Source organism: Maritimibacter sp. 55A14 (assembly GCF_003122205.1).
Classification (GTDB): Bacteria; Pseudomonadota; Alphaproteobacteria; order Rhodobacterales; family Rhodobacteraceae; genus QEYE01.
In genome coordinates, this window is record NZ_QEYE01000027.1 from 1 (window position 1) to 21,560 (window position 21,560).

General features: G+C 67.7%; 20 protein-coding genes and 1 pseudogene. 3 read left to right on the top strand and 18 right to left on the bottom strand.

The features are described from left to right. The 6 genes from DDZ14_RS17115 to DDZ14_RS17140 all read right to left on the bottom strand — a co-directional run. A partial coding sequence (locus DDZ14_RS17115) for a GTP-binding protein (RefSeq protein WP_233252549.1) occupies positions 1-127 on the bottom strand: 127 nt, incomplete at its 3' end. Between the two features lie 53 nt (positions 128-180). After that, complete coding sequence (locus DDZ14_RS17120) at positions 181-780, bottom strand: hypothetical protein (protein ID WP_146193173.1); 600 nt, start codon at positions 778-780, stop codon at positions 181-183. Then, positions 755-2,896, bottom strand: a complete 2,142-nt coding sequence (gene fusA, locus DDZ14_RS17125; RefSeq protein WP_109426202.1) for an elongation factor G — start codon at positions 2,894-2,896, stop codon at positions 755-757. Before fusA ends, DDZ14_RS17120 begins: the two co-directional genes overlap by 26 nt. A 19-nt stretch (positions 2,897-2,915) precedes the next feature. After that, complete coding sequence (gene rpsG, locus DDZ14_RS17130) at positions 2,916-3,386, bottom strand: 30S ribosomal protein S7 (protein WP_109426203.1); 471 nt, start codon at positions 3,384-3,386, stop codon at positions 2,916-2,918. Between the two features lie 63 nt (positions 3,387-3,449). Further along, complete coding sequence (rpsL, locus tag DDZ14_RS17135; RefSeq protein ID WP_109426204.1) at positions 3,450-3,821, bottom strand: 30S ribosomal protein S12; 372 nt, start codon at positions 3,819-3,821, stop codon at positions 3,450-3,452. A gap of 269 nt (positions 3,822-4,090) precedes the next feature. After that, positions 4,091-5,014 carry a LysR substrate-binding domain-containing protein gene (locus DDZ14_RS17140; RefSeq protein WP_109426205.1) on the bottom strand — a complete coding sequence of 308 codons (924 nt, stop codon included), beginning with the start codon at positions 5,012-5,014 and terminating at the stop codon, positions 4,091-4,093. A gap of 106 nt (positions 5,015-5,120) precedes the next feature. Between DDZ14_RS17140 and DDZ14_RS17145 the strand changes: the two genes are divergently transcribed. Next, positions 5,121-5,546, top strand: coding sequence for a cupin domain-containing protein (locus tag DDZ14_RS17145; RefSeq protein WP_109426206.1), 426 nt, complete (start codon positions 5,121-5,123; stop codon positions 5,544-5,546). Between the two features lie 163 nt (positions 5,547-5,709). On the opposite strand, the gene DDZ14_RS17150 is transcribed toward DDZ14_RS17145, so the two are convergent. Together DDZ14_RS17150 and DDZ14_RS17155 are read right to left on the bottom strand one after the other, a co-directional pair. Further along, positions 5,710-6,636 (bottom strand): DMT family transporter, encoded by a 927-nt coding sequence (locus tag DDZ14_RS17150; RefSeq protein WP_109426207.1) that lies wholly within the window; start codon positions 6,634-6,636, stop codon positions 5,710-5,712. 87 nt (positions 6,637-6,723) lie between these two features. Beyond that, the gene (locus tag DDZ14_RS17155; RefSeq protein WP_109426208.1) at positions 6,724-7,251 is read right to left on the bottom strand and encodes a universal stress protein; all 528 of its coding nucleotides are present in this window, start codon (positions 7,249-7,251) and stop codon (positions 6,724-6,726) included. A 202-nt stretch (positions 7,252-7,453) separates the two neighbouring features. Between DDZ14_RS17155 and DDZ14_RS17160 the strand changes: the two are divergent. Further along, positions 7,454-8,518 (top strand): annotated as a pseudogene (locus DDZ14_RS17160) (saccharopine dehydrogenase); the annotation flags it as partial. Positions 8,519-8,542: 24 nt separating this feature from the next. After that, positions 8,543-9,688 carry a saccharopine dehydrogenase family protein gene (locus DDZ14_RS17165; protein WP_109426229.1) on the top strand — a complete coding sequence of 382 codons (1,146 nt, stop codon included), beginning with the start codon at positions 8,543-8,545 and terminating at the stop codon, positions 9,686-9,688. A 184-nt stretch (positions 9,689-9,872) separates the two neighbouring features. Here the strand turns inward: DDZ14_RS17165 and DDZ14_RS17170 are convergent, their stop codons facing one another. From DDZ14_RS17170 to DDZ14_RS17210, 10 genes are all read right to left on the bottom strand, one after another. Next, a complete protein-coding gene (locus DDZ14_RS17170; protein WP_109426230.1) occupies positions 9,873-10,274 on the bottom strand; it encodes a DUF3775 domain-containing protein in 402 nt (133 codons plus the stop codon). Positions 10,275-10,476: 202 nt separating this feature from the next. Beyond that, the gene (locus tag DDZ14_RS17175; RefSeq protein ID WP_109426209.1) at positions 10,477-11,652 is read right to left on the bottom strand and encodes a DNA recombination protein RmuC; all 1,176 of its coding nucleotides are present in this window, start codon (positions 11,650-11,652) and stop codon (positions 10,477-10,479) included. Next, a complete protein-coding gene (gene mutL / locus DDZ14_RS17180; RefSeq protein ID WP_109426231.1) occupies positions 11,649-13,505 on the bottom strand; it encodes a DNA mismatch repair endonuclease MutL in 1,857 nt (618 codons plus the stop codon). Before mutL ends, DDZ14_RS17175 begins: the two co-directional genes overlap by 4 nt. Before the next feature lie 192 nt (positions 13,506-13,697). Further along, a complete protein-coding gene (locus DDZ14_RS19490; RefSeq protein ID WP_146193174.1) occupies positions 13,698-13,994 on the bottom strand; it encodes a hypothetical protein in 297 nt (98 codons plus the stop codon). A 297-nt stretch (positions 13,995-14,291) separates the two neighbouring features. Continuing rightward, a complete protein-coding gene (locus tag DDZ14_RS17185; RefSeq protein ID WP_109426232.1) occupies positions 14,292-15,599 on the bottom strand; it encodes a pitrilysin family protein in 1,308 nt (435 codons plus the stop codon). Beyond that, positions 15,599-16,993, bottom strand: a complete 1,395-nt coding sequence (locus tag DDZ14_RS17190; RefSeq protein ID WP_369915276.1) for a M16 family metallopeptidase — start codon at positions 16,991-16,993, stop codon at positions 15,599-15,601. The genes DDZ14_RS17185 and DDZ14_RS17190 overlap by 1 nt, the downstream gene beginning before the upstream one ends. Positions 16,994-17,077: 84 nt before the next feature. Then, positions 17,078-17,596, bottom strand: coding sequence for a DUF3035 domain-containing protein (locus DDZ14_RS17195; protein WP_199221369.1), 519 nt, complete (start codon positions 17,594-17,596; stop codon positions 17,078-17,080). Between the two features lie 52 nt (positions 17,597-17,648). Continuing rightward, entirely contained in the window at positions 17,649-18,134 is a 486-nt protein-coding gene (lspA, locus tag DDZ14_RS17200; protein WP_109426211.1) for a signal peptidase II, read from the bottom strand. A 4-nt stretch (positions 18,135-18,138) separates the two neighbouring features. Further along, positions 18,139-19,728 carry a bifunctional phosphoribosylaminoimidazolecarboxamide formyltransferase/IMP cyclohydrolase gene (gene purH / locus DDZ14_RS17205; protein WP_109426234.1) on the bottom strand — a complete coding sequence of 530 codons (1,590 nt, stop codon included), beginning with the start codon at positions 19,726-19,728 and terminating at the stop codon, positions 18,139-18,141. A 34-nt stretch (positions 19,729-19,762) separates the two neighbouring features. Beyond that, on the bottom strand, positions 19,763-21,532 hold the full coding sequence (locus DDZ14_RS17210; protein ID WP_109426212.1) for a heparinase II/III family protein: 1,770 nt from the start codon (positions 21,530-21,532) through the stop codon (positions 19,763-19,765). Between the last annotated feature and the right edge of the window lie 28 nt (positions 21,533-21,560).

Sequence of the window (21,560 nt, forward strand, 5' to 3'; positions counted from 1 at the left end):
CATAGGCACGGAAATCCCCGAAATACTTCGTGATCGCCGCCGTCAGCGTCGTCTTCCCGTGGTCAACATGCCCGATCGTCCCGATGTTCACATGCGGTTTCGTGCGTTCAAACTTTGCCTTTGCCATGATGGCCTCCTTGTATTCTGCGCCGTCACCAGGGCACAAATAGGGTTAGTTGCCTAGCGCGAAAGCCAAGCTACAACTTCGTTGGTGAAGCCGGTCGAAAGACGTTCCAGCCTCTGCTCATTCGAAGCACCGCCGGCATTGGCAACGGTGCTGAGAAGCGCGCCGACAGGAATGCCATTGAACGTTGATGTGTTCTTCGCGCCTTTATCCACAAACTCGACGTTGGATTTCCGCGCCAGCACGTTACCAGCCGCGTCGGTAACCACGACGTCACCGTTCAGTTGGGTATCCATACCGATCAGGCTGCGGCTCGCTGCGGACGCTACGGATATCCGCGTGAGGCTCACCGAAACATTCGCCTTCTTGGGACCGCCGCGAACATTCCCGGCCTTCTGCCTCAGCTCGCCACCTACCCGGCTGACAAGCTGATTGACCACCCCGGGATCCTGCTTGAACAGTCCGCCCACAGAGGCACCCTCGGCGACGGACAGGGACATAGTATCGACCGAGTATCCCCGCGAAACGATCGCGGCACCAGCATCCTTGGTAGCCGGAGCCGACGCGCAGGCGCCAAGGGCGAAGATCAGCCCGAATGCAATGGCGGACCGGCGGTTAAGTGTTGGTTGATTACGCATATTTTGCCTGTATTTCATCGGAGATGTTCTGCGGTACCGGCTCGTAGTGATCGAACTGCATGGTGAAGTTCGCCCGGCCGCTCGACATCGAGCGCAGGTTGTTGATGTAGCCGAACATGTTGGCCAGCGGCACGAAGGCGTTGATGACGATCGCGTTGCCGCGGGTCTCCTGCCCCTGCACCTGGCCGCGCCGGCTGGTCAGGTCGCCGATCACGTTGCCGGTATATTCCTCCGGCGTGACGACCTCGACCTTCATGATCGGCTCGAGCAGCTTGGCGCCGCCCTTCTTGAGACCGTCGCGCATCGCGGCGCGCGCCGCGACCTCGAAGGCCAGGACCGAGGAGTCGACGTCGTGATAGGCGCCGTCCACCAGCTTGACCTTGAAGTCGATCACCGGGAAGCCGGCCAGCGGGCCGCTGTCCATCACGCTGGCGATGCCCTTCTCGACGCCGGGAATGTACTCCTTCGGCACCGTGCCGCCGACGATCAGGCTCTCGAAGCTGTAGCCCTCGCCCGGTTCGGTCGGCTCGATCTCCAGCTTGACGCGGGCGAACTGACCCGAACCGCCGGTCTGCTTCTTGTGGGTGTAGTCGATCTCGGCCTTGTGGCTGATCGTCTCGCGATAGGCCACCTGCGGCGCGCCGATATTGGCCTCGACCTTGAACTCGCGCTTCAGGCGATCCACCAGGATGTCGAGATGGAGCTCGCCCATACCCTTCATGATGGTCTGGCCCGATTCAATATCGGTCTCGACGCGGAAGGACGGATCCTCGGCGGCCAGACGGGCCAGGCCCGCCGACATCTTCTCCTGGTCGGCCTTGGTCTTGGGCTCGACGGCGATCTCGATCACCGGATCGGGGAAGCTCATGGTCTCCAGCACGACCTGTTTCTGCAGATCGCAGAGCGTGTCGCCGGTGGTGGTCTCCTTCAGGCCGGCAAGCGCGATGATGTCGCCGGCGGCGGCCCAATCGATCTCCTCGCGGGAATTCGAATGCATCATCATCATCCGGCCGATGCGCTCCTTGCGACCCTTGGTCGAGTTCATCACGCCGTCGCCCTTCTTCACCGTGCCCGAATAGACACGGGTGAAGGTCAGCGAGCCGACGAAGGGATCGTTCATGATCTTGAAGGCCAGCGCCGAGAAGGGCTGGCTGTCGTCGGCGGTGCGCTCGATATTGCGGGTCTCGGTCTCGTCATCCGGCGAGAAGCCCATATAGGGCGGCACGTCGAGCGGGCCGGGCAGGTAGTCGATCACCGCGTTGAGCAGCGGCTGCACACCCTTGTTCTTGAAGGCCGAGCCTGCCAGGACCGGCACGAAGGACATGTTCAGCGTGCCCTTGCGGATCAGGCTGCGCAGGGTCGGCAGATCCGGCTCTTCGCCCTCCAGATAGGCTTCCATCGCGTCGTCGTCCTGCTCGACCGCAAGCTCGATCAGTTCGGCGCGCATTTCCTCGGCCTTGTCGCGCAACTCGTCGCGCACGTCCTCGATGACCCAGCTCGCGCCCAGATCCTCGCCGCGCCAGACCCATTCCTTCATGGTCACCAGATCGACGATGCCCTCGAGCTTGTCTTCCGCCCCGATCGGCATCTGGATCGGCGCCGGGATGGCCCCGGTCCGGTCCTTGATCATGTGCACGCAGTTCCAGAAATCGGCACCGATCTTGTCCATCTTGTTGACGAAGACGATGCGCGGAACCTTGTAGCGGTCGGCCTGGCGCCAGACGGTCTCGGTCTGCGGCTCGACACCGGCATTGGCGTCGAGTACGCACACGGCGCCGTCGAGCACCGCCAGCGAACGCTCCACCTCGATGGTGAAGTCCACGTGGCCCGGCGTGTCGATGATGTTGAAGCGGAACTTGGCTTCCTGCGGCGTGTCGCCATAGATGCCGGTCGGGTTCTCGCCATCCTCGGTGCGGAACCAGAAGGTCGTGGTCGCCGCCGAGGTGATGGTGATCCCGCGCTCCTGCTCCTGCTCCATCCAGTCCATCGTCGCGGCGCCGTCATGCACCTCGCCGATCTTGTGGGACTTGCCGGTATAGAACAGGATCCGTTCGGTGCAGGTCGTCTTGCCTGCGTCGATATGGGCCATGATACCGAAGTTGCGGTATCGTCCGAGGGAATATTCGCGTGCCATGATGTGATGCCTTGAATTCTTACCAGCGGTAGTGGCTGAACGCCTTGTTCGCGTCGGCCATCTTGTGGGTGTCCTCGCGCTTTTTCACGGCCGAGCCGCGGCTTTGCACCGCGTCGATCAGCTCACCTGCGAGGCGCTCCTCCATGGTGTTCTCGTTGCGCGCGCGGCTGGCGTTGATCAGCCAGCGGATCGCCAGCGCCTCACGGCGCTCCGGGCGCACTTCGACCGGCACCTGGTAGGTGGCGCCGCCGACCCGGCGCGAGCGCACCTCGACCGAGGGCTTGATGTTTTCCAGCGCCTCGTGGAACACCTCCACCGGCGCGCGCTTGAGCTTGGTCTCGACGCGGTCGAAGGCGTTGTAGACGATGCTCTCGGCAACGGATTTCTTGCCGTCGATCATCAGGTTGTTCATGAATTTCGAAATCACCCGGTCGCCGAATTTCGGGTCGGGCAGGATTTCGCGTTTTTCTGCGGCGTGACGACGCGACATGACCTAGTTCCTCTTTTCCTCTGCGGGCGAGGCCCCGGATCGAAGCCGGGGCGCCCGAAACCCTTATTTCGGGCGCTTGGCGCCGTATTTGGAGCGGCGCTGGCGACGGTCCTTGACGCCTTGCGTGTCGAGCACGCCGCGCAGGATGTGATAACGGACGCCCGGAAGGTCCTTCACCCGGCCGCCGCGGATCAGGACCACCGAGTGCTCCTGAAGGTTGTGCTTCTCGCCCGGAATGTAGCTGATGACCTCGAAGCCGTTGGTCAGACGGACCTTGGCGACTTTCCGCATGGCCGAGTTCGGCTTCTTCGGAGTGGTCGTATAGACGCGCGTGCAGACGCCGCGCTTCTGCGGGCAGGACTGCAGATGCATCGACTTCTGGCGCTTCACTTTCGGCTGCCGCGGTTTGCGGATCAGCTGTTGGATCGTTGGCATGCCGGTTCCCCGTCTCTCAACACGTTCAAATCTCAAAGCGCCCGCGCGTCCGCAAAACGCCAAAACCGCATGCGACCCCGACCATTCGGGACCGCCGCGGTGGAATTCCAGAGGATCGTGGCCGAGGCCAGGATCTTGACCGCCAATTGTGGCTTTCGCAGCCAATGAGACACAGGTCCCACGGGCAAGTAGCGCGCTAATAGGGGGAGTCGGTGGGGTTGTCAACAGCCCCGGCGCGGCTTCGCGTGGACTGCGCGGCGATTTCCGCGCTACTCCGCCGCGCGCAGCCGCTCCGACGCAGGAGGCCCATCCGCCAGCACCTCGTCCAGCAGCCAGCCGCGGAAGGCCACGATCCTGGGATCGTCCGCGCGGGTTTCCTCGCAGGCGATGGAATAGATCGTGCGCGATGCGGATTCCAGCGCGAACGGCGCCACCAGATCGCCCTTTCGCAGGCTCTCGCCGATCATGCCCAGATAGCCCAGCGCGACGCCAAGCCCGTTCTCGGCCGCGCTCATCGTCAGCTCGCAATGCGCGAAAACCGGGCCGCCTTCCGGGCAGCGGCCCGCCGCATCCGTCAGCGCGAACCATTCCGCCCAGCCATCGGCCACCTCGTCGCGGATCAGCACCTTGTCCAGCAGCGCATCGGGGCGGGTCAGGTCGGGATTGGCCTCCAGATAGGCGGGGCTGCAGACCGGGCTGCGGGTGGAGGACATGAACGGCTCGACCCGGACGCCCGGCACCGGCGCGTCGCCCCAGTGGATGACGACATCCAGCGCCCCGCCGCGAAAATCCGTGGGCGGCAGGCCGGTCTCCACGGCAATCTCCACCTCCGGGTATTGCGCCACGAAGCGGTGCAGGCGCGGCATCAGCCAGCGATTCAGGAAGCCCTCGGTCATCTTCAACCGCAGCGGCCCGGCACAGACCTCCCCCGCCACCATCCGGGTGGAGGCGTCGAGCCGGTCCAGCAGCGGTCCCACCTGCGCGAGATAGACCCGCCCGTCCTGTGCCAGCTCCAGCCGGTTTCCGCCACGCAGGAAGAGCGTCCTGCCCAGGAACTCTTCCAGTGTGCGGACCTGGTGGCTGATCGCCGAGGGCGTGACGCAAAGCTCCTCCGCCGCGTCCTTGAAGCTGCCCAGCCGGGCGGCGGCCTCGAAGGCGCGCAAGGCCGGAAAGGGCGGCAGCTTGCGTCTCATGGCGGGTGAACTCCTCTCAGCGAAGCGCGAAATCGTTTCATTTGGCCCGCTCTCCCAACGATCTTACGCTTCTTGCCGGAATTAATCAAAACAGGGAGTGACCGGGATGAAACGTCACAGGTTCGCAACCGCCGTCACGACTGCCGCCGCCGCAGCCCTCGGCCTTGCCGCGGGCATGGCGCTGGGGCAGATGTCGGGCCCCTCGGAACACAAGGGCCTCGGGGTCGAGGCCCTGGGCAAGCTCGACGCGGAGATGATCGCGCGCCAGACCGGACTCGACGGCTACATGATGCAACTGCGGGCCATCACCATCGCACCCGGCGGGCAGATCGCCCAGCACGGGCATGAGAAACGGCCCGGCCTGGTGAAGGTCATCTCCGGCGACTGGGTCGAGGGCCGGCCCGAGGGCGAGACCACTTTCAGCGCGGACGGCAAGGACAGCATCCTGGAGGACGCCGACACCGTCCACTGGTTCCACAACCGCGGCGACACGCCGGCCACGGCGATCGTCTGCGACCTGAACCCGGTTTAGCGCGGTCTGCGTCCGATCTGCGACAGATGGCCTTGCGCCGACTTCTGTCCGTCGCCCCGCACGCGGAACACCGGCGCAGCCCGCCGCGCGGCTCGTCTCCGAATTTGCCAGTGGTCCCAAGGGCCGTCGTTACCACTTCCAATCGGGTTTTCCGAACGTGGCTCTATACCGCACCGGGCCGGCCCGCGCCGCCGGTTGCCGCCAGCCTCTCGCGCGCCTGCGCCTTGGCCAGCGCGTGCTCGCGGTAGAAGGTGAAGAGCCCGGTGCCCACCACGACCCCCGCGCCCAGCAGCGTCAGCGACGACGGGAAATCGCCGAACACCGCCCAGCCCAGCACCAGCGCCCAGACCAGGCTGACATAGCGGAACGGCGCGACCATCGCGATCTCCCCCACGCGCATCGCCGCGACCAGGAAGACGTAGCCGCCCACGATGAAGACGCCCGCCAGCACGACGAGTGCCAGGTCGGCAGGCCGCGGCATCACCCAGCCCTCGGCCAGCGAGACCAGACCGCCCATCGTGGTGATCGCCAGCGCCGTCAGGAGCGAGACCATCGCCGTGCTGACCCCCGGCGACAGTCGCCGCGTAGAGAGATCGCGCAGCACCACGAAAGCGACCGCGACCAGAGCCAGCACCGAATAGCGGTCGAACCCCTCGGTGCCGGGCCGCACGATCAGCATGACACCGGCAAAACCGACGGCGATCGCCGCCATTCGCCGCCAGCCCACCGGCTCGGCCAGGAAGACCGCCGCCGCCAGCGTGACGGCGAGCGGCAGCGACTGCAGGATCGCGGTGATATTGGCCAGCGGCATGTGCATCAGCGCGGTCAGGAAACAGATTGTCGCGCCGATCTCGCCGAAGGTGCGCCAGCCGATCACCCGCAAGTCGGGCCGCGGGATGCGGAAATGCAGATGCCCCTGCACCGCGCAGAGCACCGCGAGCATGACAATCGTCGCCAGTCCGCGCAGGAAGATCGTCTCGAAGAGCGGCAGATGCGCCGTCACCAGCTTCACGCAGGTATCGTTCAGCGTGAACCCGGCCATCCCCGTGGCCATGAAAAGCGCCGCGCGCATGTTGTCGCTCGGGATCATCGGACAGGCCGCTCCGCTCTCGGACCCCACCCGGTTATCAGCCGCGCCCCGGCGCGCCTAGCCCGATTGCGACATCGCCGCCCGTGCTCAGCGCACGGTCGTCACGGTGCAGGGCGCGTGCCGGCTTACCTTGTCTGACACGCTGCCCAGCAGCAGACCCTTGAGCCCGCCCAGCCCGCGGCTGCCCACCACGATCATGTCCGCGCCGACATCCTGCGCCGTGTCGAGTATCGTCTCCACCGGGTCGCCATCGGCCACGCGCGTGTCCACCGATGTCACCCCGGCCTTGCGGGCATCCTCGGCGGCGTTGTCGACGATATGATCGCCGATCATCATGACCAGCCGCGCGCGCTTGTCGGAATCGGTGGACGCACGGAAGAGATCGGCCATCGTGCCGGGTGTGTTGACGAAATCCGGCTCGGCGCGGCGCGTCACGTCGTCGAGCATGTGCTCCACGTCGGCCATGTGGCTCATTTCCTGCGGTGGCCGGTCGTGGTGCAGTACATGCAGGATGGTGAGCGGCACCTCGAATCGCGCCGCCATCTCCGATGCGAAGGCGACGGCCCTGCCCGCGGTCTTGGAGCCGTCGGTCGCCACGAGAATTTGCTTTGTCATGTCCTCCCTCCCTGATGAATGCAGCGCCGGACATCCTCGCCCGGCAGGCTTGGGAAACAGCATATCCGGAGCCGCCCCCCGGTGCGTTGACGCAGGTCAATCCCGGCGCCGGATTTTTGCCTTGCGCCGCGCGCGGAGCCGCATTGGCATTCGGCGCGCTTCGGTCTAGACCTCGGGACAGTTGCGAAGAGGGAGGCCACGCATGTCCACACATCTCTGGGTCCGCGCGGAAAGCCGTGCCAACGAACAGCGCGTCGGCCTGACGCCCGCGGGCGCCGCGGAACTGATCGCCATGGGCGGGCGCGTCACGGTCGAGGAAAGCCCGCACCGCGCGATCCCCACCGACGCCTATCGTGACGCCGGATGCGAGATCGCCGCCGAAGGCAGTTGGCCCGGCGCGGCGCTCTCGGCGCTGATCTTCGGACTGAAGGAACTGCCCGACGAGGCGACGCCGCTCTACCACCGCCACATCATGTTCGGCCATGCCTTCAAGGGCCAGCCGGACGCCGCCCGTCTACTGCGCCGGTTCGAGGCCGGCGGCGGCGCGCTCTACGATCTGGAATACCTGACCGACGAGGACGGCCGCCGCGTTGCCGCCTTCGGCTACTGGGCCGGCTTCGCCGGTGCCGCGATGGGGGTGAAGACCTGGGTCGCGCAGCAGGCGGGCGATCTGCCGGGCCCTGACCGGGCGGATGTCTATCCCTCCCGTGCGGCGCTGGTCGAGGAACTGCGCGGCGACCTGGAGGCAGCGCGCTCGAACGGCGCCGGGACACCCTCGGTCATCATCATCGGGGCCAAGGGCCGCGTGGGCACCGGCGCTGGGGATCTCGCCGACGCGCTCGGCTTGCCGGTGACGCGCTGGGACATGGAGGAGACGGCGCATGGCGGCCCGTTCCCGGAAATCCTCGACCACGACATCTTCGTGAACTGCATCCTCGCGGGGCCGGGGGTGCCGGTCTTCGTGGACCGCGACGCGCTGGCGGCCCCGCGCCGGCTGAGCGTCATCAGCGATGTGTCCTGCGATCCGGGCAGCGCCTGGAACCCGATCCCGGTCTACGACCGCGCAACCAGCTTCGACGCACCGGTGCTGCGCGTGGCCGACGCGCCGCGGCCGCTCGACATCACCGCGATCGACAACCTGCCCTCGATGCTGCCGGTGGAGGCCTCCGAGGATTTCTCGGCCCAGCTTCTGCCGGTACTCAAATCGCTCGACCGCATCGGCACCGGCATCTGGGCGCGCGCCAGGGCGGTCTTCGACCGCAATGTCTCCCGCCGCCCCGACGCGTCCCGGATGGCGCGCGTGCACTGGTGCGGCACAGGGCTTTCGGCCGTGCCAGGCCTGCGCAGGATGATCGAGGCGCGCTACGACGTGGCGGTCTGGAACCGCTCCACCGACAAGGCCGAGGCCGCCATCGGCGATCTGACGCGCGAGATCCACGCCTTCGACATGGACGCGCTGAGCGCAGCGTTGCAGGAGGGCGATGTCGTCGTCTCGATGCTGCCGGGCGACTGGCACGTGCCGCTGGCTGAACTGTGCCTGAAGCGCGGTGCGCATTTCGTCTCCTCCAGCTATATCTCGCCGGAGATGCGTGCGCTCGACGCGCAGGCGCGCGAGGCCGGGCTCTGCCTCGTGAACGAGGTCGGCCTCGATCCGGGCATCGACCACGCGATGGCGCATTGGCTGATGGCCGACTACCGCGCCTCGGAAGGTTTCGATCCGGCCAACACGCTCTCCTTCACGTCCTATTGCGGCGGCATCCCGAAGACACCGAACCCGTTCCGCTACAAGTTCAGCTGGTCGCCGCTCGGCGTGCTCAAGGCGCTGAAATCGCCGTCGCGCTCGATTTCCGAAGGCCGTGAACTGGTCGTGGACCGGCCCTGGAACGCACTCTCCTCCTATACCGCACCGCTGCCGCAACCCGAGACGTTCGAGGTCTACCCGAACCGCGATTCGCTGCCCTTCATGGCCGAATACGGCTTCGATCCGAATTGGAACGTGCAGCAATTCGTGCGCGGCACGCTGCGCCTCGACGGCTGGTCGGAAGCCTGGGCCGATGTCTTCGCCGAGATCGAGACCCTGGAGGGGCCGGAAGGCGAGGCACGGCTCAAGGAGATGTCCGACAGGTTCTGGGCCGAGAACGCATACGATCCGGGCGAACCCGACCGCGTCGTGCTCTGCGTCGGGCTGAAGGCCGAACGCGACGGGCGCACCGTCTACCACAAGACCTACGTGATGGATGCCTGGGGCGATGCGCGCGGCACCGCGATGTCGCGGCTTGTCTCGGTTCCCGTCTCGCTCGCCGTGGAGGCGGTGCTGGCCGGCGAGATCCCGCCCGGCGTCAGCGCCGTTCCGGACGCGCCGAACCTGGTGGACCGCTGGATGACCCGGGTGGCAAGCCTGGCCCAGCATCTCGCGGTCGCTGATCACATGATCTGAGTCTTGGCCTGATCCCGGTGACGGGCGGGGGCCAGCCCCCGCACCCCCGGGATATTTCCGGCAAGAAGAAGGGGAGTCCCGGCACTTTCTTCTTGCTTCAAGTATCCCCGCCGGAGGCAGCGCGGCCGCCGCAGGCGGGCGCAAGGAATGGACTTGCGCCGAAGGCGCGCATCATGATGGCTTCTCAGAGCAGACCCTCCTCGACCTCCTCTACCGAGTAGCCGAGCTTTTCGAGTCCGCTCTCCAGGAAGTCGCTCAGAAGGGGCACACCGAGAAGGTAGTCCTCCGTCGGTCCGGTCGCCTCGGCCTTGGCGGTCTCGACCGCCTCCGCCAGTTCGTCCGCGTCATAGGTGTCGCGGCCGATCCACATCACCGCGACGAGGCTGGCCTTCTCATCATCGTTCAGATCGGCGATGTACTGGCGCAGTTCCGCCTCGGTGCCGTCGCTCGGCCGGTTCTCCAGGATCGTGTCCGCGTCCGCATCGTCCCCGGGCCTATCCCAGCGGGCGACCTTCACGTCGAGTTCGCGGGCGCGGATGATCACGCGGGCGATCTTTTCGGGATTGATCTCCAGGTCGTCGGGCATCGGGGTCTCCTCCATCGGGGCACCCCGCATTCTGCGGCCAACCGGGCTGCGCGGCAAGAGGCCGCGTCGCGGGACCGGGACCGACCAGCCGGAAATGGGCCGGTTCCGGCAGGAACCGGCTGGCCGCAACCGGCACCCCGACAGCCAAATCATTTAACTGATTGTTAATAAATCGGTTTCGCGTGCGAAACCGCTCTGCCGCCTAGTTCTTTGGGCGCGTCAGCGGGATCACGCGCTCGGCGTCGGCTTCGGGGGCCAGTTCCTCGAAATCGAAATTGTCCAGCCGCTCGGCGCGCTTTCCGGCGCGCTCGGCGGCGGTGGTGATCTGTTCGATATCCTTGCGCGCCTGCGTGAAATGCGTGTCGAGCTTGGCCACCCGCTCCACCACCAGTTCCACATCCCGGTGCAGGAGCGCCAGCGACTTGCGGATCGCCCCGGCCTGCTCGCGCATCCGGGCGTCCTTGAGGATCGCCCGCATCGTGTTGAGCGTCGCCATGCAGGTGGTCGGCGAGACGATCCAGACCCGCGCCGCGAAGCCTTCGCGCACCGTCTCGGGGAAATTCGCGTGCAGCTCGGCATAGACCGCCTCGGAGGGCAGGAACATCAGCGCGCCATCGGCCGTCTCGCCTTCGATGATGTAGCGCTCGGCAATCGCCCGGATATGGCTGCGAACCGATTGGCGCAGCGCCTGCGCGGCGCGGTTCGTCTCCTCCGGCGTGCCGGCGCGGCGCAGCGCCTCATAGGCTTCCAGCGGGAACTTGCTGTCGATCACGATGGGCCCCGGAGGGTTGGGCAGATGTATCAGGCAATCCGCCCGCCGCCCGTTGCCCAGCGTCGCCTGGAAGGCATAGGCATCCGACGGCAGCGCCTTGGAGACGATGTCGTTGAGCTGGATCTCCCCGAATGCGCCGCGGGTCTGCTTGTTCGAAAGGATGTCCTGAAGGCTCAGCACATCGCCCGACAGTTTCTCGATATTGGATTGCGCCTTGTCGATGGTGGCCAGCCGCTCCTGCAATTCGGTAAGCGAGCGCGTGGTGCGCACCGCCGTGCCGTGCAGCGTCTCGCCCATCGCCTTCTGCACCTCCTCCAACCGCCGCTCCATGGTCTGGACCATGCGCTCCTGGCTCAGCGCCTGCGCCTCCGAGACGTGTTTCAGGCCGCCCGAAAGCTGGTGCTGCCCGTCGGAAAGCTGGCGCACCTGTTCGCCCAACGCCACCATGTGCTGCGCCAGCGGCTCCGCCGCGCGGGCCGAGCGCGCCGCCGAGCGGATCGAGACGACCACAAGCACCAGCAGCGCCAGCAGGACCGCGCCCAGAACGCCCGCGCCGATCACCAGCGGGTCGTCGAGACTCAGGGTGATATCGCCGACCTGGATCATCTGCGCCCGAAGAGCCGCTCGATATCGGCCAGCCTGAGTTCCACATAGGTAGGCCGGCCATGGTTGCACTGGCCGGAATGCGGCGTCGCCTCCATCTCGCGCAGGAGCGCATTCATCTCCTCCGCGCGCATCCGCCGGCCGGAGCGGACGGAGCCGTGGCAGGCCATGCGCGAGAGCACCGCATCGATGCGCGCCCGCACGGCCTGGCTGTCATCCAGATCCGACAGCTCGTCCAGGATGTCCAGGATCAGCGCGGCGGCGTCCACCTCACCCAGCACGGCGGGGGTCTCCCGCACCGCGACCGCGCCGCCGCCGAAGGGCTCGATGCCCAGGCCAAGCTCTGCCAGCGCATCGGCATGGGCCAGCAGGCGCGCCGCGCCGTCCTCGCCCAGTTCCACGATCTCGGGGATCAGAAGCGCCTGCGCCGCGACGCCGCGCTCGGCCATCTGGCGCTTGAGCCGCTCATAGACCAGCCGTTCATGGGCCGCGTGCTGATCGACGATGACCATGCCGGTGGCGGTCTGCGCGATGATGTAATTCTCGTGAAGCTGCGCGCGGGCCGCGCCGAGCGGCTGCGCCTGTGCCTGCGCGTCCGCATCGCCCTCCGTCACATCCTCGGCGCGGGCGAAGGGCTGCGCGGTTTCGGCGAAGCCGGGTGCCTCCGGGGCCTGCGCCGCAAAGGCGGCCTGGCGCGCGCCGGGCGAGGGCCGGTCCATCTGGTAGATGCGTGGTCCGTCCTGGGCCGCCGATTCGGGCCGGAAAGCGCCCAGCGTGGCCCCGGCAACGGTGGTGGAGGCCCAGTGCCCGGCCCCGGCCAGCGCGTGCCGCAGCCCCGAGACGATCAGCCCCCGCGCCAGACCCGGCTCGCGGAAGCGTACCTCGGATTTCGCGGGATGGACATTCACGTCCACCTGTTCCGGCGGGCAATCGATGAAGAGCACCGCCGCCGGGTGCCGGTCGCGGCTCAGGAAATCCATATAGGCCGCGCGCAGCGCGCCGGTCAGCATCCGGTCGCGCACCGGGCGGCCGTTGACATAGAGGTATTGCGCCACCGCCGTGCCGCGCGAATAGGTCGGCAGCGCGGCATAGCCGGTCAGCCGCAGCGCCTCGCGCTCGGCGTCGATGGCCAGCGCGTTCTCGGCGAACTCCGCGCCCAGCACCCGCGCCAGCCGGCCACGCAGCGCGCCGAACATGTCGCCGGTCTCGGCATCGGCGCGGAAGCTTACCCTCCCTTCGCCCCCGCCGGAGAGGTCGCGCAGCACGAAGGCCACATGCGGCGCGGCCATCGCGAGGCGCCGGACCGTGTCGCCGATCGCCTGCGTCTCGGCCCGGTCGCTGCGCAGGAATTTCAGCCGCGCGGGCGTGGCGCGGAAGAGCCCCCGCAGTTCCACCACCGTGCCCTGCGCCAGCGCGGCGGGGCGCACCGGCTCCACCCGCCCGCCATCGACGGTGAGCGACGCGGCCTCGGCCGCGCCCGCGGCGCGGGAGGTGAGCGTCAGCCGCCCGACCGCACCCAGCGACGGCAGCGCCTCGCCCCGGAAGCCGAAGGAATGGATGTTGAGCAGGTCGGTCCCGTCGATCTTCGAGGTCGCGTGCCGCGCCACGGCCAGCGCCAGCGCATCGGCCGGGATACCGCAGCCGTCGTCGGTGACGCGGATCAGCGTCTTGCCGCCATCGGCCAGGGCGATCTCGATCCGCGAGGCCCCGGCGTCGAGCGCGTTCTCCACGAGTTCCTTGACGGCGGAGGCCGGGCGTTCCACCACCTCGCCGGCCGCGATGCGGTTGATCGCGGCCTCGTCGAGCTGACGGATGACGGGCAGAGCGTCGCCTATATTGGGGTCCGGGGCAAACATCATACCATAACTAGCATGGTACGGTTTGATTCGACCACTCCCCTCTTCACGGAGCGGCCTCCGTGATCCGCGCCAACCCGCGCAGGGCGTCGACGGACCACCAGACCTCAGTCCGGCGGCCGCGCGGTCCGAATGCGCCAACGTTCACCAATCCCCCGGAGGAGCGAACGGCTTGTGTACCTGAGCCCAAGTTCAAGTGTCGAAAGGAAGCTTCCAAACGTTGACGATCTCAACGTCCCCTTCGCCTATATGGAGTGTATACTCCCCACCAGGCAGTTCCTTGCATTCGCCTTCGGAAATATTGATTTTCTGATCGCCGAATTGATAGGTGACTTCGCCTTGTAAAACGTAACAGGTACATGGCATCATCGTGCCCATTGGTCCAAAATCTTCAATCCAATTAAATTCTTTCGATTTAATGAAGTTGCGACTTACGCGGTGAGTGCTGCCTGGATACAGGGCCTTTATTTCCTCATATGTAACAGTCATTACGGTGTTCACTCTTTCATTGACGGCCACGCTCAGGGCAAAATTGTACCAACATTGGCGAAGGCCCCACCTACGAGCACCCATTGCAATTGCGCAGGCACCATTTCCCGAGGCCGCATACTACTCGATCCAGTCCAGGATGCACCGGACTTCGGGATACAGATAGCTCAACCCAACAGGAAGAGCAGCCCCAGGGCGGCACCGCGTAGCCCGGTGTCGATCTCGGCCAGATGGCTCATGACTGGCCCTCCCCCGGCGGTGTCGCAGCGGCCCGGACCAGCGGGATGGCGGGTGCGGTCAGTTGCCGGCGCCCATGCCCTCGGGCTCGCCCACGATGACGAAATGCAGCGCCTCGGGGTCGAGCAACTCGCCCGCCACGCGGTTGATCTCGTCCAGCGTCACGGCCTCGATGCGGTCGTTTCGGGTGTCGATATAGTCGATGGGCCGGCCGGTGATCTGCATGCCTGCGAGGATACGCGCGATGGTGGAATTGCCGTCGAAGCGCAGCGGGAAGGCCCCGGTCAGATAGGTCTTGGCCTCGTCCAGTTCGGCCGCCGTGATACCGTCGCGCGCCAGCTTGCGCCATTCCGCGCGGATCACCTCCACCGCCTCGCCCACGGTGGCGTTGGCCGAAGCCACCTGCCCCATGATCAGTTCGGCATGGTCCATCGGCGCGAGGTAGCTGTAGACGCCGTAGGTCAGGCCGCGCTTCTCGCGCACTTCCGCCATCAGCCGGGAGCCGAAGCCGCCGCCGCCCAAGATATGGTTGAGGATGTAGGCCGCGAAGAAATCCGGATCGTCCTCGCGCATGCCGCGATGGCCGAAAACGGCGACGGATTGCGGCGTGGCGAAGGGCACGACGGTCTCGCCGCCCTCCAGCATCCAGGGCGCCTCCTTCGGCATCGGCGCGCCCTCGGCGGGCAGGCCGCCCAGCAGCCTGTCCAGCAGCGGACCCAGTTCCTCGGCAGTGATGTCGCCGACCACCCCGACATAGACCCGGTCGCGGGCCAGCGCCGCCTTGTGAGCGGCCATGATGTCGTCGCGGTCGAGCGCCGCCACACTCGCCGCCGTGCCGTTGAGCGACGAGCCATAGGGGTGATCCCCGAAGGCCATGCGGTCGAACGTGGCGTTGGCGATATGGCGCGGGTCCTTGGCGTTGTCGGCGATGATCGACTGCACCTGTCCGCGCACGCGTTCCAGCGCGGTGGGGTCGAATCGCGGCTCGGTCAGCGCCTTGCGCAACAAGTCGACCGAGGCCGCGCGGTTTTCGGTCAGGAAGCGGGCGGAGACCGACACCGTGTCGTTGCTGGCGTCGAAGCCGTAATCGGCGGCCAGTTCCTCGCGCGCGACGAGGAATTCCTGCGCGTCCATATCGGCCGCGCCTTCCTCGAGCAGGCCCATCATCAGGTTGACCGCGCCGCGCTTGCCCGGTGTGTCAAGGCTGGCGCCGCCCCGGAAGCGCAGTTCGATGGCGGCGAAGGGGATGGAATGCTCCTCCACCAACCAAGCGGTGATGCCGCCGGGCGACGTGACTTCCTGGATTTCCACCGCGCGGGCGGGCAGCGACAGGACGACCGCGAGGACGGCGGCGAGACAGACGCGGATCATTGGGTGACCTCCGTGCTCTGCGGGTCGACGGGCGCTGCGCCCTCCGGCGCGGGGGCGGTGCCGTCCCCGTCCACCAGCCGGCCGGTAACGGCGCGGCGGCGGTCGAGATATTTGCGGCCCACGGCCACGATTTCCTCCGCGGTGACCGATTGCAGCACCTCCGGCCAAGCCTCCACATCCGCCACGGTCAGCCCCGAGGTCAGCGCCTCGCCATAGCGCCGGGCCTGGCCCTGAAGGCTGTCCAGGGCGTAGATCAGGCTCGCGCGGAGCTGCGTCTTGATCCGTTCGAGCTGCGCGGCGTCCACGCCCTCCTCCAGGAACCCGGCCAGCACGCGGTCCATCGCTTCCTCCGCTTCCTCCAGCGTGACACCTTCGGCGGGCACGACATAGATGCCGAAGCCCGGCGGGTCATAGCTGGTCGCGCCGTAGAAGGCCGATGTCTGGACCGCCAGCTTCTCCTCGATCTGCAATTCGTGCCCCAATGCCGAGGTTAGCCCGGACCCGCCCAGCAGTTCCGCCAGCAGGGTAAGCGCGGCGGCCTCGCGCTGATCGCCGGGATTGCGTTCGGGCACCAGGTAACTGCGGATCACATATGGCTGCGCGACGCGCGGATCGGCATAGGTGATGCGGCGTTCGGCGCGTTGCGGCGGCTCGGAAGGGCGTACCCGCGGGCCGAGACCCGGCGTCGGCTCCAGCGGGCCGTAATGCTCTTCGGCCAGGGCCTGCACTTCGGCCGGGTCGACATCGCCCGCGACCACCAGGATCGCGTTGTTGGGCGCGTAGTAGCGGCGGTAGAAGGCCAGCGCGTCCTCGCGCGTCAGCGACTCCATCTCGTGACGCCAGCCGATCACCGGACGGCCGTAAGGGTGGTTGAGATAGGCCGCCGCCATGCGCTGCTCGGAGAAGAGCGCGCCGGGGTTGTTCTCCACCCGCTGGTTGCGTTCCTCGATGATGACGTTGAGCTCGGTTGCCGCGTCCTCCTCTGTCAGCACAAGGTCGCGCATGCGGTCGGCCTCCATGCGCATCATCAGGCCCAGCCGGTCGGCTGCGACGCGCTGGAAATAGCCGGTATAGTCGTAGGAGGTGAAAGCGTTGTCGGAGCCGCCATTGGCCTTGACCGTGGCCGAGAACTCCCCCGGTGCCATGTCGTCGGTGCCCTTGAAGAGCAGATGTTCCAGGTAATGCGCGATGCCCGACTTGCCGGCGGTCTCGTCGGCGGAGCCGACCTTGTACCACAGCATGTGGACCACGACCGGGGCGCGGTGATCCTCGATCACCACGGCCTCCAGACCGTTGTCGAGCGTGAAGGTGGTGACGTTTTCCGCGGCATGGGCCGCAGGGGCGGCGTGAAGGGCGACGGCGAGCACGCCCAGCAGCTTTCGCAATGTCAAATTCTCAACTCCCGGTTCCGGACGCTTCAGCAAGAGATACGCGCTTTGACCGGGTTTTCAACGCCCCCGCGCGTCGGCGCCGGCTCAGCGCAGCCGCGCCGGCGGCGCGCTGGGCGTGGCCACGCCGCGGGCCCGGAAGCGCTCATTCTCGGCATAGGGGTCGAGAACCATCTTGCGATAGGCCCTGGCCTTGCGCTTCAGGCTTCGGGTCATCACGCGGTTTCGGCGGCGCGACTCGGGACGGATGCGGGCATCCTCGACGGCGACGACCTCGCGGATGTCGCTGGCCACGCCATAGCGGCTGGCCGCACGCACCAGGTTGCCGTCGGCGCCGGGCACCCCGTCGGCGTTGAGCGCCGCCGGATTGCCGCCCAGCGCGGCCACCGCATCGGCCTGCGGGCGCGGATCGGCCAGGTTCGGCGCCCCCGGCAGGGGCTCGGGCAGGGCCGCGAAATTCTCGGGCAGTTGCAACGGCCGGTTCGGCAGCACGCCGAACTCGTCGGGGCCCGCGTCGCGCAGCGCTGCCTGGCGCTTGCCGCCGCAGGCCGACAGCGCCATCAGGGCCACCAGCCCCAGCACCAGCATGTTGCGCAAACCCGTCATGCGGACCTCCCTCGCCTCTCGGGCCTGTATCTAGCGCAATCGTGCGGCCGCGTCACCCGTTCTTCTCGGCCCCGCCGTCATGGCTCGCGCCCAGGACCACGAGCCCGATCGCGCCGCCGAAGATCGCCACATCGGCGATGTTGAAGGCATAGGGGTTGTCGATGCCGCAGCAGGACATGTTCAGGAAATCCGCCACCGCGCCATAGAGCACACGGTCGAGCGCGTTGCCCAGCGCGCCGCCCAGAACCGCCCCCGCCAGTGCGCGGTGCAGCGGCCGGCGCAGGTGCCGCGCCGCCCACCAGACCAGCCCCAGCGAAACCGCCACCGCCAGCCCGGTCAGCACCCAGCGCATCACTTCCGCGTTATTGGCGAAGAGGCCGAAATTCACCCCCCGGTTCCAGCCCATGCGGAAATTGAGAAGCGGCGGGATCACGTCGATGGCCAGGACATGCCTGAGCCCCAGCCAGTGCACCACCGCCAGCTTCGAGAACTGGTCGAGCGCAAAGGTGGATATCGCCGTGATCCAGAACCAGCGCATCGGGTCAGTGCCGGAAATGACGCATGCCGGTGAAGACCATCGCCAGGCCCGCCTCGTCGGCGCCGGCGATCACGTCGGCGTCGCGCATCGAACCGCCGGGCTGGATCACCGCCGTCGCCCCGGCCTCGGCTGCGGCCAGCAACCCGTCGGGGAAGGGAAAGAACGCGTCCGATGCCACGACCGAGCCTTTGGTCGTGGGGTCTTCCAGCCCCAGCACCTCGGCCATGTCCGCCGATTTGCGCGCCGCGATCCGGGTGCTGTCCACGCGGCTCATCTGCCCCGCGCCGACGCCTACGGTCGCGCCCCCGCGCGCATAGACGATGGCGTTCGACTTGACGTGTTTGGCGACCTTCCAGGCGAAGAGCATATCGGCCATCTCGGTCTCCGAAGGCGCACGTTTCGTGACCACCTGCAGCGCTGCGGGGTCGAGCCGCCCGGCATCCTTGTCCTGCACCAGCATCCCGCCGGCGACGGGCTTGTAGGCCAGCAGCGGCGCGGTCGGGTCGGGCAGACCGCCGGTCACCAGCAGGCGCAGGTTCTTCTTGGCGGCGAAGACGGCGCGCGCGGCCTCGTCCGCGCCGGGCGCGATCACCACCTCGGTGAAAATCTCGGCGATCTCGCGCGCCGTCGCACCGTCGAGCGGGCGGTTCAGCGCCACGATCCCGCCGAATGCCGAGGTGCGGTCGCAATCGAATGCGCGGGCATAGGCCTCGGCCAGCGTGTCGCCCTGCGCCACGCCACAGGGGTTGGCGTGCTTGATGATCGCGCAGGCGGCGGCGGCTTCCGGATCGAATTCCGCCACCAGTTCATAGGCCGCGTCGGTGTCGTTGATGTTGTTGTAGCTCAGTGCCTTGCCCTGAAGCTGCCGGGCCGTGGCCACGCCCTCGCGACCCGTCCCGTCGGTATAGAAGGCGGCGCCCTGATGCGGGTTCTCGCCATAGCGCAACTCCTGCGCCAGGCTGCCCGCGAAGACCCGGCGGCGCGGCGTGGTCTCGCCCAGCGCGCCCGCCATCCAGTTCGACACCGCCGCGTCATAGGCCCCGGTGCGGGCATAGGCCGCCTGCGCGAGCCGCTGCCGGAAGGCCAGGCGCGTGGCGCCGTCATTGGCCTCCAGTTCGGCCAGAAGGGGGGCGTAGTCCGCCACGTCCACCACCACGTTGACGAAGCCGTGATTCTTGGCCGCGGCACGGATCATCGCCGGACCGCCGATGTCGATGTTTTCGATGCAGGTCGCGTAATCGGCGCCCTTGGCCACTGTCTCCTCGAACGGGTAGAGGTTGACCACCAGCAGGTCGATCGCGCCGATACCGTGCGCCTCCATAGCGGCGCGGTGCTCGGCATTGTCGCGCAGCGCCAGCAGCCCGCCATGCACCATCGGGTGCAGCGTCTTGACGCGGCCGTCCATCATCTCGGGGAAATCGGTGATCTCGGAGACGTCGCGCACTGCCAGCCCGGCCTCGCGGATCGCCCGCGCGGTGCCGCCGGTGGAGACGAGTTCGACCCCGCGCGCATCGAGCGCACGGGCCAGGTCCTCCAGCCCGGTCTTGTCGGAAACGGAAAGGAGCGCGCGGCGGACGGGCACGAGATCGGTCATGAAATGCAGTTCCTCGGGGTCAGTGGCCAGGGTCTCAGTCGGCCGGTTCCTCGTCCCGCGCGACATCGCGCGTCGCGGTCGGTGTCTCCTGCGCCTTGGCGAGAGACCAGCCAATGCGGCTCGCATAATCCATCACGACGGAAGATAGAACGATCTGTTTTGTCGCGCGCGGCTTGAGGCGGCCCTTTTCCAGGTAGACGCTGCGTTCCAGCCCCAGTTCCGCGGCGCCGTCATGGCGAAAAACCCAGATCTCGCCGGATTTGAGCATCATGGAGACCGCGGTGCCGCCCATGTCCAGCGTGGCGTCCACATCCGGGTGCAGGTGGAAGCGCAGCGCGTAGCCCACGCCTTGCAGCGCCGTGCGGTCCATGACCTGCTCGAATCGCATCCTGTCCTCCTCGGAGAGTGCGCCCAGCGTGTCCTCGCCGGCCAGGTTGCGCCCGTCGGCGCTGAGCGTGAGGCGGCGCACATGGGTCAGGCCGTGCGTCGGGGCATAGCCGTCATGGCTGGCCAGCAGGCTCGTGCCCGCCTCGCCCGCCAGCCGATGGCAGCGCACGTCGCCGGGCTGGTCCACCAGCAACTCGCGGAAGCGGTTGCCGGTCCAGCCCTTCGGCCCAAGCCGCGAGGAGGAGAATCCGTCGATCGTCAGCGTGGAATGCGACGGCGTGGCCCGGCCCGCCCGCCGCCAGGCCTCGCCGAACGTGCCGCCCGCGCCGCAATTGACGATCAGCGGACGGCGCCCGGAGGTCAGCTCGAACGCCAGGGTCGAGGCGTGGCCATTGTAGGAGACCGGCGTCGGTGGCGGCGCGGCGGCGTCCATCACCAGGCTGGTGCGGCCCGCCGAAAGCCGCGCATAGCCCATCGCCAGCCCCGCCGGGGCGGCGGCGCGCACCCCCGCGGCGGCCAGCGCGTGGTCGAGCCGGCCCTCCAGCCCGCGCCCGCCGCCGTGAAACCGCGCCAGCCCGCCATCGGCATGGCGCAGCGCGCGCAGGGTGGGCGCGATGCGCTCGATCGCGGCCAGATGGTCGGACTGCGGCATCTGTCCGGCCTCGCTCAACGCCGCCGAGGCCCAGGTGAGCAGCGTGAAGACCTCCAGCAGTTCTTCGGGGTTGCGTGTCGGCAGGCCGCCCTCCGCCCCGATGCGGCGGCGGCACTCGGCCGCCAGCGCGCGGGTCGCCGGGGCCACCAGGCGGTCCATCCCCTCCAGCGCCAGGCCGGCATAGACCAGCCCGGTCAGCGCCTCGAATCGCGGCAGGCCGGGCGCCGCGCTGCGCCAGCGCCGGCCCAGGAAGACCGTCTGCCGGGTCAGGCAGCGGAAATAGGCCGCCGAGCGGTCGCGCGGCTGCGCCCCGAGCAGCATCACCGCGTGGTTGATCCAGCGGATGATGCGCCGGCCCGTGGTGTCAGGCGTCCAGCCCGGCCCGCGCCCGGCGCCGAAGCGCGCGATCCATTCGCGCAGCCAGTCCTGCGCCAGTTGCCGCGCCGCGCTGTCGCCCACGGCGGCCAGATCGTCGAGCCAGGTGAAGCCGTGCAGGGCTTCCTCGAAGGGCGGCTCGGGCGGGTCGAGGTTCCAGATCATCGCGCCCGGCGCCTCGATCAGATGGCCCCCGAACATGAAATTGCCCGCCAGAAGCTGCCGCCCGCGGGCATGGCTGCCGATGGTGCGCGGCTCGGGCTGCGAGACGAACGCGGTTGCGGGCCGCGCGAACCCGGCCAGCCCGGCCTGCAGCCGGTTGAGGCCCCGCGTCCAGCGCTGCGCGCCCTTGGAGCCGGGGGATGGCGCTTCCTGATACGTTTCGGACATGTGTGTTTTTATTGGGTGTCCACTCGAT

What these genes read in the sequence shown, in the direction of transcription:
- rpsL (WP_109426204.1), bottom strand. Translation starts at nt 3,821, where the DNA reads ATGCCAACGATCCAACAGCTGATCCGCAAACCGCGGCAGCCGAAAGTG.
- purH (WP_109426234.1), bottom strand. Translation starts at nt 19,728, where the DNA reads ATGACCGATCTCGTGCCCGTCCGCCGCGCGCTCCTTTCCGTTTCCGAC.
- DDZ14_RS17150 (WP_109426207.1), bottom strand. Translation starts at nt 6,636, where the DNA reads ATGATCCCGAGCGACAACATGCGCGCGGCGCTTTTCATGGCCACGGGG.
- lspA (WP_109426211.1), bottom strand. Translation starts at nt 18,134, where the DNA reads ATGCGCTGGTTCTGGATCACGGCGATATCCACCTTTGCGCTCGACCAG.
- DDZ14_RS17210 (WP_109426212.1), bottom strand. Translation starts at nt 21,532, where the DNA reads ATGTCCGAAACGTATCAGGAAGCGCCATCCCCCGGCTCCAAGGGCGCG.
- DDZ14_RS17145 (WP_109426206.1), top strand. Translation starts at nt 5,121, where the DNA reads ATGAAACGTCACAGGTTCGCAACCGCCGTCACGACTGCCGCCGCCGCA.
- DDZ14_RS19490 (WP_146193174.1), bottom strand. Translation starts at nt 13,994, where the DNA reads ATGACTGTTACATATGAGGAAATAAAGGCCCTGTATCCAGGCAGCACT.
- DDZ14_RS17140 (WP_109426205.1), bottom strand. Translation starts at nt 5,014, where the DNA reads ATGAGACGCAAGCTGCCGCCCTTTCCGGCCTTGCGCGCCTTCGAGGCC.
- DDZ14_RS17175 (WP_109426209.1), bottom strand. Translation starts at nt 11,652, where the DNA reads ATGATCCAGGTCGGCGATATCACCCTGAGTCTCGACGACCCGCTGGTG.
- DDZ14_RS17165 (WP_109426229.1), top strand. Translation starts at nt 8,543, where the DNA reads ATGGCGCGCGTGCACTGGTGCGGCACAGGGCTTTCGGCCGTGCCAGGC.
- fusA (WP_109426202.1), bottom strand. Translation starts at nt 2,896, where the DNA reads ATGGCACGCGAATATTCCCTCGGACGATACCGCAACTTCGGTATCATG.
- mutL (WP_109426231.1), bottom strand. Translation starts at nt 13,505, where the DNA reads ATGTTTGCCCCGGACCCCAATATAGGCGACGCTCTGCCCGTCATCCGT.
- DDZ14_RS17120 (WP_146193173.1), bottom strand. Translation starts at nt 780, where the DNA reads ATGAAATACAGGCAAAATATGCGTAATCAACCAACACTTAACCGCCGG.
- DDZ14_RS17170 (WP_109426230.1), bottom strand. Translation starts at nt 10,274, where the DNA reads ATGCCCGACGACCTGGAGATCAATCCCGAAAAGATCGCCCGCGTGATC.
- DDZ14_RS17155 (WP_109426208.1), bottom strand. Translation starts at nt 7,251, where the DNA reads ATGACAAAGCAAATTCTCGTGGCGACCGACGGCTCCAAGACCGCGGGC.
- DDZ14_RS17195 (WP_199221369.1), bottom strand. Translation starts at nt 17,596, where the DNA reads ATGACGGGTTTGCGCAACATGCTGGTGCTGGGGCTGGTGGCCCTGATG.
- rpsG (WP_109426203.1), bottom strand. Translation starts at nt 3,386, where the DNA reads ATGTCGCGTCGTCACGCCGCAGAAAAACGCGAAATCCTGCCCGACCCG.